At 72.6% G+C, this 13,173-nt stretch carries 12 protein-coding genes, 1 tRNA gene and 1 pseudogene; 13 read left to right on the forward strand and 1 reads right to left on the reverse strand.

What is annotated here, in order from left to right; translation table 11 throughout:
* The first annotated feature begins 7 nt into the window (after positions 1–7).
* From rsmA to GA0070611_RS26115, 5 genes are all read left to right on the forward strand, one after another.
* Entirely contained in the window at positions 8–877 is an 870-nt protein-coding gene (gene rsmA / locus GA0070611_RS26095; RefSeq protein WP_091669823.1) for a 16S rRNA (adenine(1518)-N(6)/adenine(1519)-N(6))-dimethyltransferase RsmA, read from the forward strand.
* 85 nt (positions 878–962) lie between these two features.
* Complete coding sequence (locus GA0070611_RS26100; RefSeq protein WP_091669828.1) at positions 963–1,916, forward strand: 4-(cytidine 5'-diphospho)-2-C-methyl-D-erythritol kinase; 954 nt, start codon at positions 963–965, stop codon at positions 1,914–1,916.
* 110 nt (positions 1,917–2,026) lie between these two features.
* On the forward strand, positions 2,027–3,826 hold the full coding sequence (locus GA0070611_RS26105) for an ABC-F family ATP-binding cassette domain-containing protein (RefSeq protein WP_091669831.1): 1,800 nt from the start codon (positions 2,027–2,029) through the stop codon (positions 3,824–3,826).
* Positions 3,827–3,922: 96 nt separating this feature from the next.
* Positions 3,923–4,378 (forward strand): DUF4383 domain-containing protein, encoded by a 456-nt coding sequence (locus GA0070611_RS26110; RefSeq protein ID WP_091669834.1) that lies wholly within the window; start codon positions 3,923–3,925, stop codon positions 4,376–4,378.
* A 216-nt stretch (positions 4,379–4,594) separates the two neighbouring features.
* Positions 4,595–5,068 (forward strand): DUF4383 domain-containing protein, encoded by a 474-nt coding sequence (locus tag GA0070611_RS26115; RefSeq protein ID WP_091669837.1) that lies wholly within the window; start codon positions 4,595–4,597, stop codon positions 5,066–5,068.
* A gap of 21 nt (positions 5,069–5,089) precedes the next feature.
* Here GA0070611_RS26115 and GA0070611_RS26120 read toward each other — a convergent pair whose 3' ends face one another.
* Positions 5,090–5,776 carry a TetR/AcrR family transcriptional regulator gene (locus tag GA0070611_RS26120; protein ID WP_091669840.1) on the reverse strand — a complete coding sequence of 229 codons (687 nt, stop codon included), beginning with the start codon at positions 5,774–5,776 and terminating at the stop codon, positions 5,090–5,092.
* A gap of 109 nt (positions 5,777–5,885) precedes the next feature.
* On the opposite strand from GA0070611_RS26120, the gene GA0070611_RS26125 reads away from it, so the two are divergent.
* The 8 genes and pseudogenes from GA0070611_RS26125 (at position 5,886) to cysD (ending at position 13,101) form a co-directional block, all read left to right on the forward strand.
* On the forward strand, positions 5,886–6,752 hold the full coding sequence (locus tag GA0070611_RS26125; protein ID WP_091669843.1) for a helix-turn-helix domain-containing protein: 867 nt from the start codon (positions 5,886–5,888) through the stop codon (positions 6,750–6,752).
* Between the two features lie 8 nt (positions 6,753–6,760).
* Positions 6,761–6,832: transfer RNA gene (locus GA0070611_RS26130), tRNA-Gln, on the forward strand.
* Between the two features lie 117 nt (positions 6,833–6,949).
* A pseudogene (gene glmU, locus GA0070611_RS26135) lies at positions 6,950–8,473 on the forward strand (bifunctional UDP-N-acetylglucosamine diphosphorylase/glucosamine-1-phosphate N-acetyltransferase GlmU); the annotation flags it as partial.
* Between the two features lie 56 nt (positions 8,474–8,529).
* Entirely contained in the window at positions 8,530–9,510 is a 981-nt protein-coding gene (locus tag GA0070611_RS26140; protein ID WP_091669846.1) for a ribose-phosphate diphosphokinase, read from the forward strand.
* A gap of 285 nt (positions 9,511–9,795) precedes the next feature.
* Positions 9,796–10,503: a 50S ribosomal protein L25/general stress protein Ctc gene (locus GA0070611_RS26145; RefSeq protein WP_091669849.1), complete on the forward strand. Its 708-nt coding sequence runs from the start codon at positions 9,796–9,798 to the stop codon at positions 10,501–10,503.
* 104 nt (positions 10,504–10,607) lie between these two features.
* Positions 10,608–11,198, forward strand: a complete 591-nt coding sequence (gene pth, locus GA0070611_RS26150) for an aminoacyl-tRNA hydrolase (RefSeq protein ID WP_091669851.1) — start codon at positions 10,608–10,610, stop codon at positions 11,196–11,198.
* Positions 11,199–11,291: 93 nt separating this feature from the next.
* On the forward strand, positions 11,292–12,125 hold the full coding sequence (locus GA0070611_RS26155) for an inositol monophosphatase family protein (RefSeq protein ID WP_091669853.1): 834 nt from the start codon (positions 11,292–11,294) through the stop codon (positions 12,123–12,125).
* 64 nt (positions 12,126–12,189) lie between these two features.
* Positions 12,190–13,101 (forward strand): sulfate adenylyltransferase subunit CysD, encoded by a 912-nt coding sequence (cysD, locus tag GA0070611_RS26160; protein WP_091669855.1) that lies wholly within the window; start codon positions 12,190–12,192, stop codon positions 13,099–13,101.
* The last annotated feature ends 72 nt before the right edge of the window (positions 13,102–13,173 follow it).

Here is a 13,173-nt window from a genome sequence, read left to right on the forward strand (position 1 = left end):
GCCCGGCGTGACCGGTCTCCTCGGCCCGGCGGAGATCCGGGAACTAGCCGCGCGCCTCGGCGTGACGCCGACCAAGAAACTCGGCCAGAACTTCGTGCACGACCCCAACACCGTGCGCCGGATCGTCACCACCGCCGGGCTGACCCCCGACGACGTGGCGCTGGAGGTCGGCCCGGGGCTCGGCTCGCTGACCCTGGCCCTGCTCCCGGTCGCCGCGCACGTGCACGCGGTGGAACTCGACCCGGCGCTGGCCGCCGCGCTGCCGGAGACCGCCGCCCGGTTCGCCGGCCCGGACGCCACCCGGCTCACCGTGCACCCCGCCGACGCGCTGCGGGTGACCGCCGCCGAGCTGGCCGACCCCGCCCCGACCGCACTGGTCGCGAACCTGCCGTACAACGTCGCCGTGCCGGTGGTGCTGCACCTCCTCGCCGAGCTGCCCAGCCTGCGGCACGGCCTGGTCATGGTGCAGAAGGAGGTCGCCGACCGGCTCGTCGCCGGTCCCGGCTCCAAGGTGTACGGCATCCCGTCGGTCAAGCTCGCCTGGTACGCCCGCTCCCGCGCGGCCGGCAAGGTCCCGCCGAACGTGTTCTGGCCGGTGCCGAACGTCGACTCCGGCCTGGTCGCCTTCACCCGACGGGAACCGCCCCGCGCCGACGTACCCCGGCAGACCGTCTTCGCGGTCGTCGACGCGGCCTTCGCGCAGCGCCGCAAGACCCTGCGCGCCGCCCTGGCCGGCTGGGCCGGCGGCGCCGACCGGGCCGCCGCGATCCTGACCGCCGCCGGGGTCGACCCGGGCGCACGCGGCGAGTCACTCACCGTGGAGCAGTTCGCCGCGATCGCCGCGTCGGCCCCGACCGACGGCAGCGGCGCCCAGTAGGCTGGGCGCCGTTGTCCGACCCCGCCGAGGAGCTGACCGTGCAGAAGCCGTTCGACATCCGCCTGCGCCCGCGGGACATCGCCCCGTGACCGAGGCCTGGCGACCGGACGACGAGGACGGGCCGCGGCGCGGGGCCAGCGGGCCGGTGAAGGTGCGGGTGCCCGCCAAGGTCAACCTGCACCTCGGGGTGGGGCCGCTGCGCCGGGACGGCTACCACGAACTGAACACCGTCTACCACGCGATCTCGATCTACGACGAGCTGACCGCCCGCCGGGGCGACACGCTCACCCTCACCATGGAGGGCGAGGGCGCGGGCGAGCTGGCCCTGGACGACTCCAACCTGGCGATCCGCGCCGCCCACGCGCTCGCCGGGTACGCGGGCGTGCCGCCGTACGCCCGGCTGCACCTGCGCAAGCAGATCCCGCTCGCCGGCGGGCTGGCCGGCGGCAGCGCCGACGCGGCCGCCGCCCTGGTGGCCTGCGACGCGCTCTGGGGCACCGGGCTGTCCCGCGACGAACTGGCCGGCATCGCCGCCGACCTCGGCTCCGACGTGCCCTTCCTGATCCACGGCGGCACCGCGCTCGGCACCGGCCGGGGCGAGGCGGTCAGCCCCGTGCTGGCCCGCCCCACCTCCTGGCACTGGGTGGTCGCGGTCGCCGACGGCGGCCTCTCCACCCCCGCCGCCTACCGCGAGCTGGACCGGCTCCGCGACGCCGGCAGCGCGGGCCCGCCGCTGGGCAGCACCGACGGGCTGCTCGCCGCGCTGCGCCAGCGCGACCCCCGGGTGCTCGCCGCCACGCTCGGCAACGACCTCCAGGACGCCGCGCTGACCATGCGCCCCGCGCTGGCCGACACGCTCAAGGCGGGCGAGGCGGCCGGCGCGCTCGCCGGCATCGTCTCCGGCTCCGGCCCCACCTGCGTCTTCCTCGCCACCGACGAGGCCGACGCCGGCCGGATCGCCGCCGAGCTGGAGACCGCCGGGGTGTGCCGGGAGGCCCGGGTCGCGCACGGCCCGGTGGCCGGCGCCCGCATCGTCTGACCCGGTCCCCTCCGCCGCGGCCGGCGCGCGGGACGTCCGCGTACCCTGGGAACGGGCGTCCTGAGGTGCCGGCCGGCACCGGGACGCCCTGACCATGGAAGGTGGGAAGCGTGGCCAACATCGTCAACCTGGACCGGGTGTCCAAGGGGTACGGGGCCGCCGGGCCGCTGCTCACCGACGTGTCGCTCGGGCTCGACGACGCCGACCGGGTGGGCGTGGTCGGCCTCAACGGCGCCGGCAAGTCGACCCTGCTGCGGATGCTCACCAAGCAGGAGGAACCCGACGACGGCCGGGTCACCCACCGGCGTGACCTGCGGGTCTCCTGGCTCCCGCAGAGCCTCACCCTGGCCCCCGACGCCACCGTGCGCGACGTGGTGCTCGGCACCGCCTGGCTCGGCGAGGGCATGGGCGCCGAACACGAGTGGGCCGGCGACGCCGGCGTCCGGGCCATCCTCGACGGCCTCGGCATGCCCCACCTCGGCCTCGACGCCCCGGTCGGCACGATGTCCGGTGGCGAGCGCCGCCGGGTCGCCCTGGCCGCCCTGCTGGTCCGCGACGCCGACCTGCTCATCCTCGACGAGCCCACCAACCACCTCGACGTCGGCGGCGTCGACTGGCTGGCCCGGCACCTGGTCACCCGCAAGGGCGCCCTCGTCGTGGTCACCCACGACCGGTGGTTCCTCGACGCCGTCTGCACGACGACCTGGGAGGTCGCCGACCAGACCGTCCGGGCGTACGAGGGTGGCTTCGCCGCCTGGACGCTGGCCCGGGTCGAGCGGCAGCGGGTCGCCGCCGCCACCGAGGCCCGCCGGCAGAACCTGCTCCGCAAGGAGATCGCCTGGCTGCGCCGGGGCGCGCCGGCGCGGACCTCCAAGCCGAAGTTCCGGATCGACGCGGCCAACGCGCTGATCGCCGACGTCCCCGAGCCGCGCGACACCATGTCGCTGCAGAAGCTGGCCACCGCCCGGCTCGGCAAGCAGGTGTACGACCTGGAACAGGTCACCCTGCACGCCGGCCCCAAGGAGATCCTGCGCGACGTCACCTGGCAGGTCGGCCCGGGCGACCGGGTGGCCGTCCTCGGCCGCAACGGCGCCGGCAAGACCACCCTGCTGCGGATGCTCGCCGGGATCACCCGCCCCGACGGCGGGCGCTTCGCCGCCGGGCAGACCGTGCGGCCCGCGTTCCTCTCCCAGGAACTCGCCGAACTCCCCGGCCACCTGCGCGTCCTGGAGGCCGTCGAGGAGGTGGCCAGGCGGGTCCAGCTCGGCGACCGGGAGATCAGCGCCGCCCAGCTCGCCGAGATCTTCGGCTTCGACGACCGGCGGCTCTGGACCCCGGTCAGCGACCTCTCCGGCGGTGAGCGTCGCCGGCTGCAGATGCTCCGGCTGCTCGCCGGGGAACCCAACGTGCTGCTCTTCGACGAACCCACCAACGACCTCGACACCGACACCCTGGCCGCGCTGGAGGACCTGCTCGACTCCTGGCCCGGCACCATCGTGGTGGCCAGCCACGACCGGTACCTGATCGAGCGGGTCACCGACGTCGCGTACGGGATGTTCGGCGACGGGCGGCTGGTGCACCTGCCCGGCGGCATCGACGAGTACCTGGCCCGGGCCGCCGCGGGCGGTGGCCCGGCGCCCGCCGACCTCACCCCCGCCACGGCCGGCCCGGCCCGCGCCGGCATGTCCGCCGCCGACGTACGCACCGCCAAGAAGGAACTGGGCAGGCTGGAGCGGCAGATCGCCAAGCTGGAGCAGAAGGAGGCGGGCCTGCTCGACCAGCTCGCCACCCACGCCACCGACTACGCGCGGGTCGCCGAGCTGGACGCCCAGTTGAAGGAGGTACGGGCCGAGCGGGAACGTACCGAGGAGACCTGGCTGACCCTCGCCGAGGAGCTGCCGGCCGGCTGACCTCGGCGCGGGTGGGGGGTGTGCGGCGTCACAACCCGGCGTACGGGACAATCGCCGGTGACCCCCTCCATCGAACCGGTCTTGGGAGACGCACAGATGTCCCACACCCCCGTCAACCACCCCGCGCGACCGATCTACCGGGCGATCGGCGGGCTCGTTGGTCTGTACTTCGTCGTCTTCGGCGTGCTCGGCATCATCGCCAGCGCCGGCAACGACATCCTCGCCCAGGACGACACCAAGGTCCTCGGGCAGGGCACCAACCTCGGCTTCTCGCTGCTCTCCGTGCTGCTCGGCGCGGTGATCCTGGTCGGCGTCGTGATCGGCCGCAACCTCGACGTGGCGATCAACCAGTGGCTGGCGTACGCCCTGATGGTGCTCGGCCTGGCCGAGCTGGCGTTCCTGCACACCGACGCCAACATCTTCAACTTCTCGATCGTGACCGACATGGTGGTGCTGACCCTCGCGCTGGTGCTGCTGATGGCCGGCATGTACGGCAAGGTGGGGTCGGACGACGAGCACGAGGCGTGGCAGAAGGCTCGTCTGGTTCTCTGATTTCTCTGGTTGCGCTTGTGGGTTCTCGCGGGAGCCCGACCCGCTCCGGGCGGTCGGGCTCCCGCGAGAACCGACGGTGGTTCCGGTCGACTCGGGTTCCCGGTCGACGACGGGTGGGTCCGGCTTCGGCCGGGCCCTTCGGCGTTTCTGGGGACGGGGCGGGCGGGTCGGGGTGACAATTGCCCCGAATCGGTCACCCGGCTGGAGGAGTTCCCCATGGCGCACTTTCCGGTGAACCACCCCGCGCGACCGCTCTACCGGGTGCTCTCCGGGCTGATCGGGCTCTACATCCTGGTCTTCGGCGTGTTCGGCGTCGTCGAGACCTGGGGCGACGGGCTCTTCGGCCGGGACGGCACCTACGCCCTGGGCCTGCGCACCAACCTGGCCTTCTCGCTGGTCTCCGTGATCTTCGGCGCGTTCCTGCTGGTCGGCGCCTCCCGGCGCGACAACCTCGGGCACTACATGAACCTGACCGCCGGCGCCGTCTTCCTGATCACCGGCATCCTGATGATGTCGGTGCTGCAGACCTCGGCGAACTTCCTCAACTTCTCGATGTCCACCGTCATCGTGTCCCTGCTGTTCGGGCTGATCCTGCTCGCCACCGGCCTGTACGACAAGGTCGGCACCGACGAGCACGCCGCCGACGAGCGCCGCCGCCGCGAGCACCCGGTCGCCGACGCGCACCGCTGACCGGCGCGCCCACCGCCGGGCTCAGCCCGGCTTGCGGACCGTGACCAGCCCCGGCTTCGCCTCCAGGTGCGACAACCCGCTCCACGCCAGGTTCACCAGGTGCGCCGCCACCGCCTCCTTGCGCGGCTTGCGCACCTCCAGCCACCAGCGCCCGGTCAACGCCACCATGCCCACCAGCGCCTGCGAGTACAGCTCCGCCAGCTTCGGGTCGTACCCCCGGCTGGAGAACTCCGCGCCCAGGATGTGCTCCACCTGATGCGCCACGTCGTTCATCACGCTGCTGAAGTTGCCCGTCGCCGACATCAGCGGCGACTCCCGGACCAGCACCCGGAACCCGCTGGTCTCCTCCTCGATGTACGTCAACAGCGTCAACGCCGCCTGCTCCAGCAGCTCGCGCGGGTGGCCGGCGGTCAACGCGGTGGTGATCCGGTCCAGCAGGGAACGGACCTCCCGGTCCACCACCACCGCGTAGAGCCCCTCCTTGCCGCCGAAGTGCTCGTACACCACCGGCTTGGAGACCTTCGCCCGCGCGGCCACCTCCTCGATGGAGGTGGCGTCGAACCCCCGCTCCGCGAAGATCTGGCGGGCGATCGAGATGAGCTGCTCGCGGCGCTGCGTCGCGGACATCCGGACCCGGGAGGACTGCTTCGCCGCCGGGACCGTCCGTCGCCGGGCGGTGCTGGCGTCGTTGCCGGGAACCTCGGTCATCCGGCCATCCTGCCAGGCCCGCGTCCCGCCGGACGACCGGTTACCGACCGGTCGGGTCCGACCCGGGCCGACCGGGACCATTGTCGTACGCGCGTTCTAATCTGCGCTCGTGACCGATCCGCTCGCCGCCGAAGCCCGTCGTCTGCGCGTCGAGGAGCAGCTCTCCGTTCGGGAGATCCGCGCTCGTCTCGGCCTCGGCCGCGACCGCGTGTACGCACTCCTGCGGGGCGTCCCGCCGCCGGAATGGACCCGCCGGCCACGCGCCAAGGACGATCTGCGTGCCGAGGCGCTCCGGCTGCGGGCCGACGGCCGCTCGGTCAACGAGATCGCCGCGCGACTCGGGGTGGCGAAGTCGACCGCTTACCAGTGGGTCCGGCATCTACCGCTCGATCCGGACGAGGCGACGGCCGAGCGGCGGCGCGCGCACGCGAAGCTGATGACCGATGCCCGCTGGGGCGAGCACCGGGCGGCGCGGGACGCGGCGCAGGCGGCCGAGCGCGCCCGGGCGGCGGCGGTGGTGGGCGAGCTCGACCAGCGGGCCCTGCTGCTGCTCGGCGCGGCGATCTACTGGTGCGAGGGGGCCAAGTCGAAACCCTGGCGCCGCGCCGAGAAGATCCAGTTCATCAACAGCGATCCGGGGCTGCTGGCGCTCTTCCTCCGGTTCCTGGAGGCCTGCGGCGTCGACCGGTCGGTACCGGCGTACCGGGTGAGCATCCACGAGTCGGCCGACGCCGAGGCGGCGGTCCACTGGTGGGTCGAGCGGCTGGAAGTGCCGCTGGAACGGTTCCAGCGGACGGCGCTCAAGCGGCACAACCCGGCCACGGTGCGCCGGAACACCGGCGACGACTACCACGGTTGCCTCGTGATCAGCGTGCCGCGTAGCCGCGCGCTCTACTGGCGGATCGAAGGTATGATCGCCGGGCTGTTCCGGATCGTCGACACAAACAGATCCGAATCAGTGGCCGACAGGTCTTGACGCTGCGATGGGGTGTGGGGTAACGGCAACCCGCAGGCCTTTGGAGCCTTGAGCTCCTGGTTCGAATCCAGGCACCCCAGCTCAGCAGTTTTTCGTAGGCGTGGAACGACGGCATTGTCCGGCCGGATGCGAATTGCCGTGAGCCGCGTGGTTAGCATGGCCGCGAGACTGTCGCCGTCCCGACGGGAGCCACGCTCGTGTCCCAGCCCCACCTCCGCACCGTTGTCGTGCTCGCCGCCGGTGAGGGCAAGCGGATGAAGTCCTCCCTGCCCAAGGTCCTGCACCCGCTGCTCGGTCGTACCCTCCTCGGGCACGTGCTGGCCGCGGCCGCGCCGCTCGGCGCGGACCGCACGGTGGTGGTGGTCGGCCACGGCGCCGACCAGGTCCGCGGGCACCTCGCCGAGGTCGCGCCGGAGGCCGTCGCGGTGCTCCAGGAACGGCAGCTCGGCACCGGGCACGCGGTCCGGATCGCGCTGGACGCGGTGCCGGAGGCCGCCGGCACCGTCGTGGTTATCAACGGTGACGTGCCGCTGCTGCGGCCGGAGACCGTGGACGCGCTGGTGTCGGCGCACGAGGGCGCCGGGGCGGCGGCCACCGTGCTGGCTGCCGAGGTGCCCGACCCGACCGGCCTGGGCCGGATCGTGCGGGACGCCGAGGGCCGGCTCGCGCAGATCGTCGAGGAGCGGGACGCCACCGCCGAGCAGCGCGCGCTGCGGGAGATCAACGCGGGCATCTACGCGTTCGACGTGGCGCGGCTGCGGGAGGCGCTGGGCAAGCTCTCCACCGACAACGACCAGGGCGAGGAGTACCTGACCGACGTCTTCGGGCTGCTCCGGGACGCGGGCGAGCCGGTGGCGGTGCACTGCGCGGCGGACCACGTGGAGACGCTGGGCTGCAACGACCGGGTCGAGCTGGCGGCGCTGCGCCGGCTGCTGCGGGACCGGGTCAACGAGGGCTGGATGCGCACCGGGGTGAGCATCCTGGACCCGCACACCACCTGGATCGACGTGACGGTGACCGTCGAGCGGGACGCGGTGATCGACCAGAACACCCAGTTGCAGGGCACCACAACGGTGGGTGCCGGGGCGACGGTGGGTCCGGACAGCACGCTGATCGACACCACGGTGGGCGAGGGGGCCAGCGTGGTGCGGACGCACGCGGTGGGCGCCGAGGTGGGCCCGCGGGCCACGGTGGGGCCGTTCGCCTACCTGCGGCCGGCGGCGAAGCTCGCGGAGCGGGCGAAGGTGGGCACCTTCGTCGAGGTGAAGAACTCCGAGGTGGGCGCGGGCGCGAAGGTGCCGCACCTGTCGTACGTCGGGGACGCGACGATCGGCGCGAAGGCGAACATCGGCGCGGCGACGATCTTCGTGAACTACGACGGGGTGAAGAAGCACCGCACGGTGGTGGGTGAGGCGGCCTTCATCGGCTGTGACACCAGCCTGATCGCGCCGGTGGAGGTCGGTCCGGGCGCGTACGTGGCGGCGGGCAGCGCGATCACGCAGGACGTGCCGCCGGGCGCGCTCGGGGTGACCCGGGCGCCGCAGCGGTCGATCGACGGTTGGGTGGCCCGCAAGCGGGCCGGCACGGCGTCGGCCGAGGCCGCGCGGCGGGCCGCCGAGGGTGCGTCGGACGGGGCCGGGGCCGCAAGCGAAGGTGACTGATTCCACGGGTGCCGCCGGGCCGTGGGTGGACCGGTGAACTCGGGGGATACTGCAACCGAACACCGCCCGGCTCCACCGCCGCCGGGAACCACCGACACACGGGAGCAGACGGGCCCATGGGCAGCATCGTCGCCGAAAACCGCAAGAGCCTGATGCTCTTCTCCGGACGGGGTTTTCCGGAGCTGGCCAAGGAGATCGGTGAGGTGCTCGGCGTCGCGCCGACGCCTTCCGACGCGTACGAGTTCGCCAACGGCGAGATCTTCGTACGGTTCAAGGACTCGGTACGTGGTTCGGACGCCTTCGTGGTGCAGTCCGTGACGCACGGGGTCAACACCTGGGTCATGGAGACCCTGATCATGATCGACGCGTTGAAGCGGGGTTCGGCGAAGCGGATCACCGTGGTGCTGCCGTTCTACCCGTACTCGCGGCAGGACAAGAAGCACCGCGGCCGGGAGCCGATCTCGGCGCGGCTGGTGGCCGACCTGCTCAAGACGGCGGGTGCGAACCGGATCCTCACCGTGGACCTGCACACCGCACAGATCCAGGGCTTCTTCGACGGCCCGGTGGACCACCTCTTCGCGATGGACGTGCTGGCCGAGTACGTGGAGCACCGGTACGCGGGCCGGCCGATGACCGTGGTGGCGCCGGACTCGGGCCGGGTGCGGGTGGCGGAGCGCTGGACGGACCGGCTGGGTGGCTGCCCGCTGGCGTTCATCCACAAGACCCGGGACCCGCTGAAGCCGAACCAGGTGGTGGCGAACCGGGTGGTCGGTGAGGTCGAGGGCCGGGTCTGCCTGATCGTCGACGACATGATCGACACCGGTGGCACGATCACCAAGGCCGCCGACATCCTCAAGGAGCAGGGCGCCGCGGAGATCGTGGTGGCCTCGACCCACGCGCTGCTGTCGGATCCGGCGACGGAGCGGCTGAAGAACAGCCCGATCAGCGAGGTGGTGGTCACCAACACGCTGCCGCTGCCGCCCGAGAAGCAGCTCGACAAGCTGACCGTGCTGTCGATCGCCCCGCTGCTGGCCCGGGCGATCCGGGAGGTCTTCGACGACGGGTCGGTGACCACCCTCTTCGGTGGCCTGAGCTGAGCGTGCCGGCCCGGCCGCCGGTGTCGTCCGGTGGCCGGGCCGTTGCCCTGCGGGCCCGTCCGCGCGGTGATATGGGGACTGCCGGTGGGGCGGGAAATCCCTCGGGTAGACTGGTGCGGTTGCCACGGCGAGGGTGCCCGGCGGGCCGCTGAAAAGCACCGCACGGAGGCGCCGTCATCGACGCGGTGCTCCGGGCAGTCGTTCATGACGCATGAGCCCCAGCGAGCCCCTCGCCCAGCACCGCAAGACGACAAGCCGCCGCAGCGAAGCATCAGGAGTTTCCCCGTGTCCGAGGTAAAGATCAGCGCCGAGCCCCGTACCGAGTTCGGCAAGGGTGGTGCCCGTCGTACCCGCCGGGCCGGCATGGTGCCCGCCGTGCTGTACGGCCACGGCGAGAAGCCCAAGCACATCGCGCTCCCGGCGCGTGAGTTCGCCGCCGCGATCCGCAAGGGCGGTGCGAACCAGCTCTTCGCGATCGAGGTCAACGACGGCACCCAGGTGCTGGCGCTGCCGAAGGCGATCCAGCGTGACCCGATCAAGGACACCTTCGAGCACGTCGACCTGCTGCTGGTCCGCCGCGGCGAGAAGGTCACCGTCGAGGTCCCGGTCCAGCTGACCGGTGAGGCCGCGAAGGACACCCTGATCGTGCACGACCACGACACCCTCTCGGTGACCGCCGACGCCACCAAGGTGCCGGACCACCTCGAGGCCTCGATCGAGGGCGCCGAGGCCGGCACCCAGATCACCGCCGCCGACGTGGAGCTGCCGGCCGGTGTCGAGCTGGCCGCCGACTCGGAGCTGCCGGTCGCCTCGGTGACCGCCGCCCCGACCGCCGAGGAGCTCGAGGCGACGCTGCCCGAGATCGAGACGGCCGACGAGGAGACCGAGGAGGGTGTCGGCGAGGAGACCGCCGAGTCCTCCGAGGGCGCCGAGACCGGCGAGCCGGCCGCCGCGGGCGGCGAGGAGAGCGCCGAGGCGAAGACCGAGGCCTGATCGGTCCGCATTCTGTGCGACAGGCGTCCCCGGTTCCCGGGGGCGCCTGTCGTCGTTTCGGGGACGGCCGCGCTGCGCGGCGGCGGTGACGGAAGGGGCGTGGGGTGACGGACGAGGCGGGGCCGTGGCTGGTGGTCGGCCTGGGCAACCCGGGTCGGGAGTACGCGGGCAACCGGCACAACGTCGGGTTCATGGTGGCGGAGCTGCTGGCGGGCCGGTTGGGCGCGAAGTTCGGGCGGCACAAGCGGGCGGTGGCGGAGGTCGCCGAGGGGCGGCTGGGTTTCGGTGGCCCGAAGCTGGTGCTGGTGAAGCCGCTGACGTACATGAACCTGTCCGGTGGGCCGGTGGTGGCGTTGGCGCAGTTCCATAAGATCCCGCCGGGGCGGGTGATCGCGGTGCACGACGAGCTGGACATCCCGTACGGGCAGCTGCGGGTGAAGTGCGGTGGTGGCGAGGGCGGTCACAACGGCCTGCGCTCGATGTCGAAGTCGCTGGGCACCAAGGAGTACGCCCGGGTGCGGTTCGGTATCGGCCGGCCGCCGGGGCGGCAGGATCCGGCGGACTACGTGCTGTCGGACTTCTCCGGTGCCGAGCGCAAGGAGCTCGAGTTCCTGGTCGACCGGGCGGCGGACGTGGTCGAGTCGGTGGTGCTCAAGGGTGTGGAGCCGACGCAGAACCTCTATCACGGGACGTGAGACGCGCGCGGTGCGTCGCGTCCGTCCCGGCCCGGTGCCGGTAGTCTGCGCCTTCGTACGTCGATGCCGGCGAGCGACGGGAGCGGAAGAGCCATGGGCAGTCCTCCGATGATCGACGGCGCGTTCGCGCGCTGGTTGGCGGCGCGGGCCGGGCAGGCGTTGATGAGCCTGCGTACGGAGCTGGGCTTCGCCGATCCGGGCGCGCTGAAGTCGGCCGGGGACAAGGTCTCGCACGACCTGATCCGTACCGAGCTGGCGAAGTGGCGGCCGGCGGACGCGGTGCTGTCGGAGGAGGACGAGGGCTCCCGGCTGGCCTGGACGGCGGAGGTGGCCCCGGAGGCGGTGTCCCGGCTCGCCGCCGACCGGGTGTGGATCATCGATCCGTTGGACGGCACCCGGGAGTTCTCCGAGGAGGGCCGGTCGGACTGGGCGGTGCACGTGGCGCTCTGGTCGCGGCGGGCGCCGACGCCGCACGGGCTGGTGGCGGGCGCGGTGGGCCTGCCGGCGCAGCACCGGGTGCTGGCCACCGACTATCCGCCGGCGTATCCGCCGATGACGGTGGAGGCGGCGACCGAGGGTGGCGGGCGGACGATCCGGTTGGCGGCGAGCCGCAGCCGGCCGCCGGTGTTCCTGACCGACCTGGCCGAGGACGTGGGCGCGCACCTGGTGCCGATGGGGTCCGCCGGCGCGAAGATCGCGGCGGTGGTGACGGGTGAGGTCGACGCGTACATCCACGCGGGCGGGCAGTACGAGTGGGACTCGGCGGCGCCGGTCGCTGTGGCGACGGCCACCGGGCTGCACGCTTCCCGGATCGACGGATCTGCGCTGAAATACAACGAGGCCGACCCGCGCCTACCCGACCTGCTGGTCTGCCGCAAGGATCTCGCCAGTCGGTTGCTTGCAGCGTTGCAGCGGCATTCCGGGTAGCCTGAGCGTTCTTCTTGACGAGTCCGACCGGAAAGGTCTGGAATTCGATGAACGGATTCGTGCCGTGACGTCTCCCGCCGCCTACCAGGTCTCCCACCTCGACGCCCTGGAGGCGGAGAGCATCTTCGTGATGCGCGAGGTGGTCGCCGAGATGGAGCGGCCGGTGCTGCTCTTCTCCGGCGGCAAGGACTCGATCGTGATGCTGCGGCTGGCGCAGAAGGCGTTCGCCCCGGCCAACATCCCCTTCCCGGTGATGCACGTCGACACCGGCCACAACTTCCCCGAGGTCCTCGACTACCGCGACCGGCGGGTCGCCGAGCTGGGCCTGCACCTGATCGTGGCCAGCGTGCCGGAGGCCCTGGCCGCCGGGCTGGTCCGCGAGTCGACCGACGGGATGCGCAACCGGATCCAGACCCCGGTGCTGCTCGACGCGGTGGAGAAGCACCGCTTCGACGCGCTCTTCGGCGGTGCCCGGCGCGACGAGGAGAAGGCCCGGGCCAAGGAGCGGGTGTTCAGCTTCCGCGACGAGTTCGGCCAGTGGGACCCGAAGAACCAGCGCCCGGAGCTGTGGTCGCTCTACAACGGCCGGCACCACCCGGGCGAGTCGATCCGGGTCTTCCCGCTCTCCAACTGGACCGAGCTGGACGTCTGGCACTACATCGCCCGGGAGCGGATCCCGCTGCCGTCGATCTACTACGCGCACGAGCGCGAGGTGATCGAGCGGGACGGGATGCTCTACGCGGTCAACGAGTTCATCCGGCCCCGGGCGGGCGAGGAGCGGTTCAAGGCGCAGGTGCGCTACCGGACCGTCGGCGACGCCTCCTGCACCGCGGCGGTCCGCTCGGACGCCGACACGGTGGAGAAGGTGATCGAGGAGGTGGCGGCCACCCGGATCACCGAGCGCGGCGCGACCCGCGGCGACGACCGGGTCAGCGAGGCCGCCATGGAGGACCGCAAGCGGGAGGGCTACTTCTGATGAGCGCAGAGACGCTGGCACCGGACGAGACGGACCCGCGCGCCGCCGCCGGGGCCGGGCCGGAGGCCCGGC

The sequence above is a fragment of the Micromonospora auratinigra genome (assembly GCF_900089595.1).
Classification (GTDB): Bacteria; Actinomycetota; Actinomycetes; order Mycobacteriales; family Micromonosporaceae; genus Micromonospora; species Micromonospora auratinigra.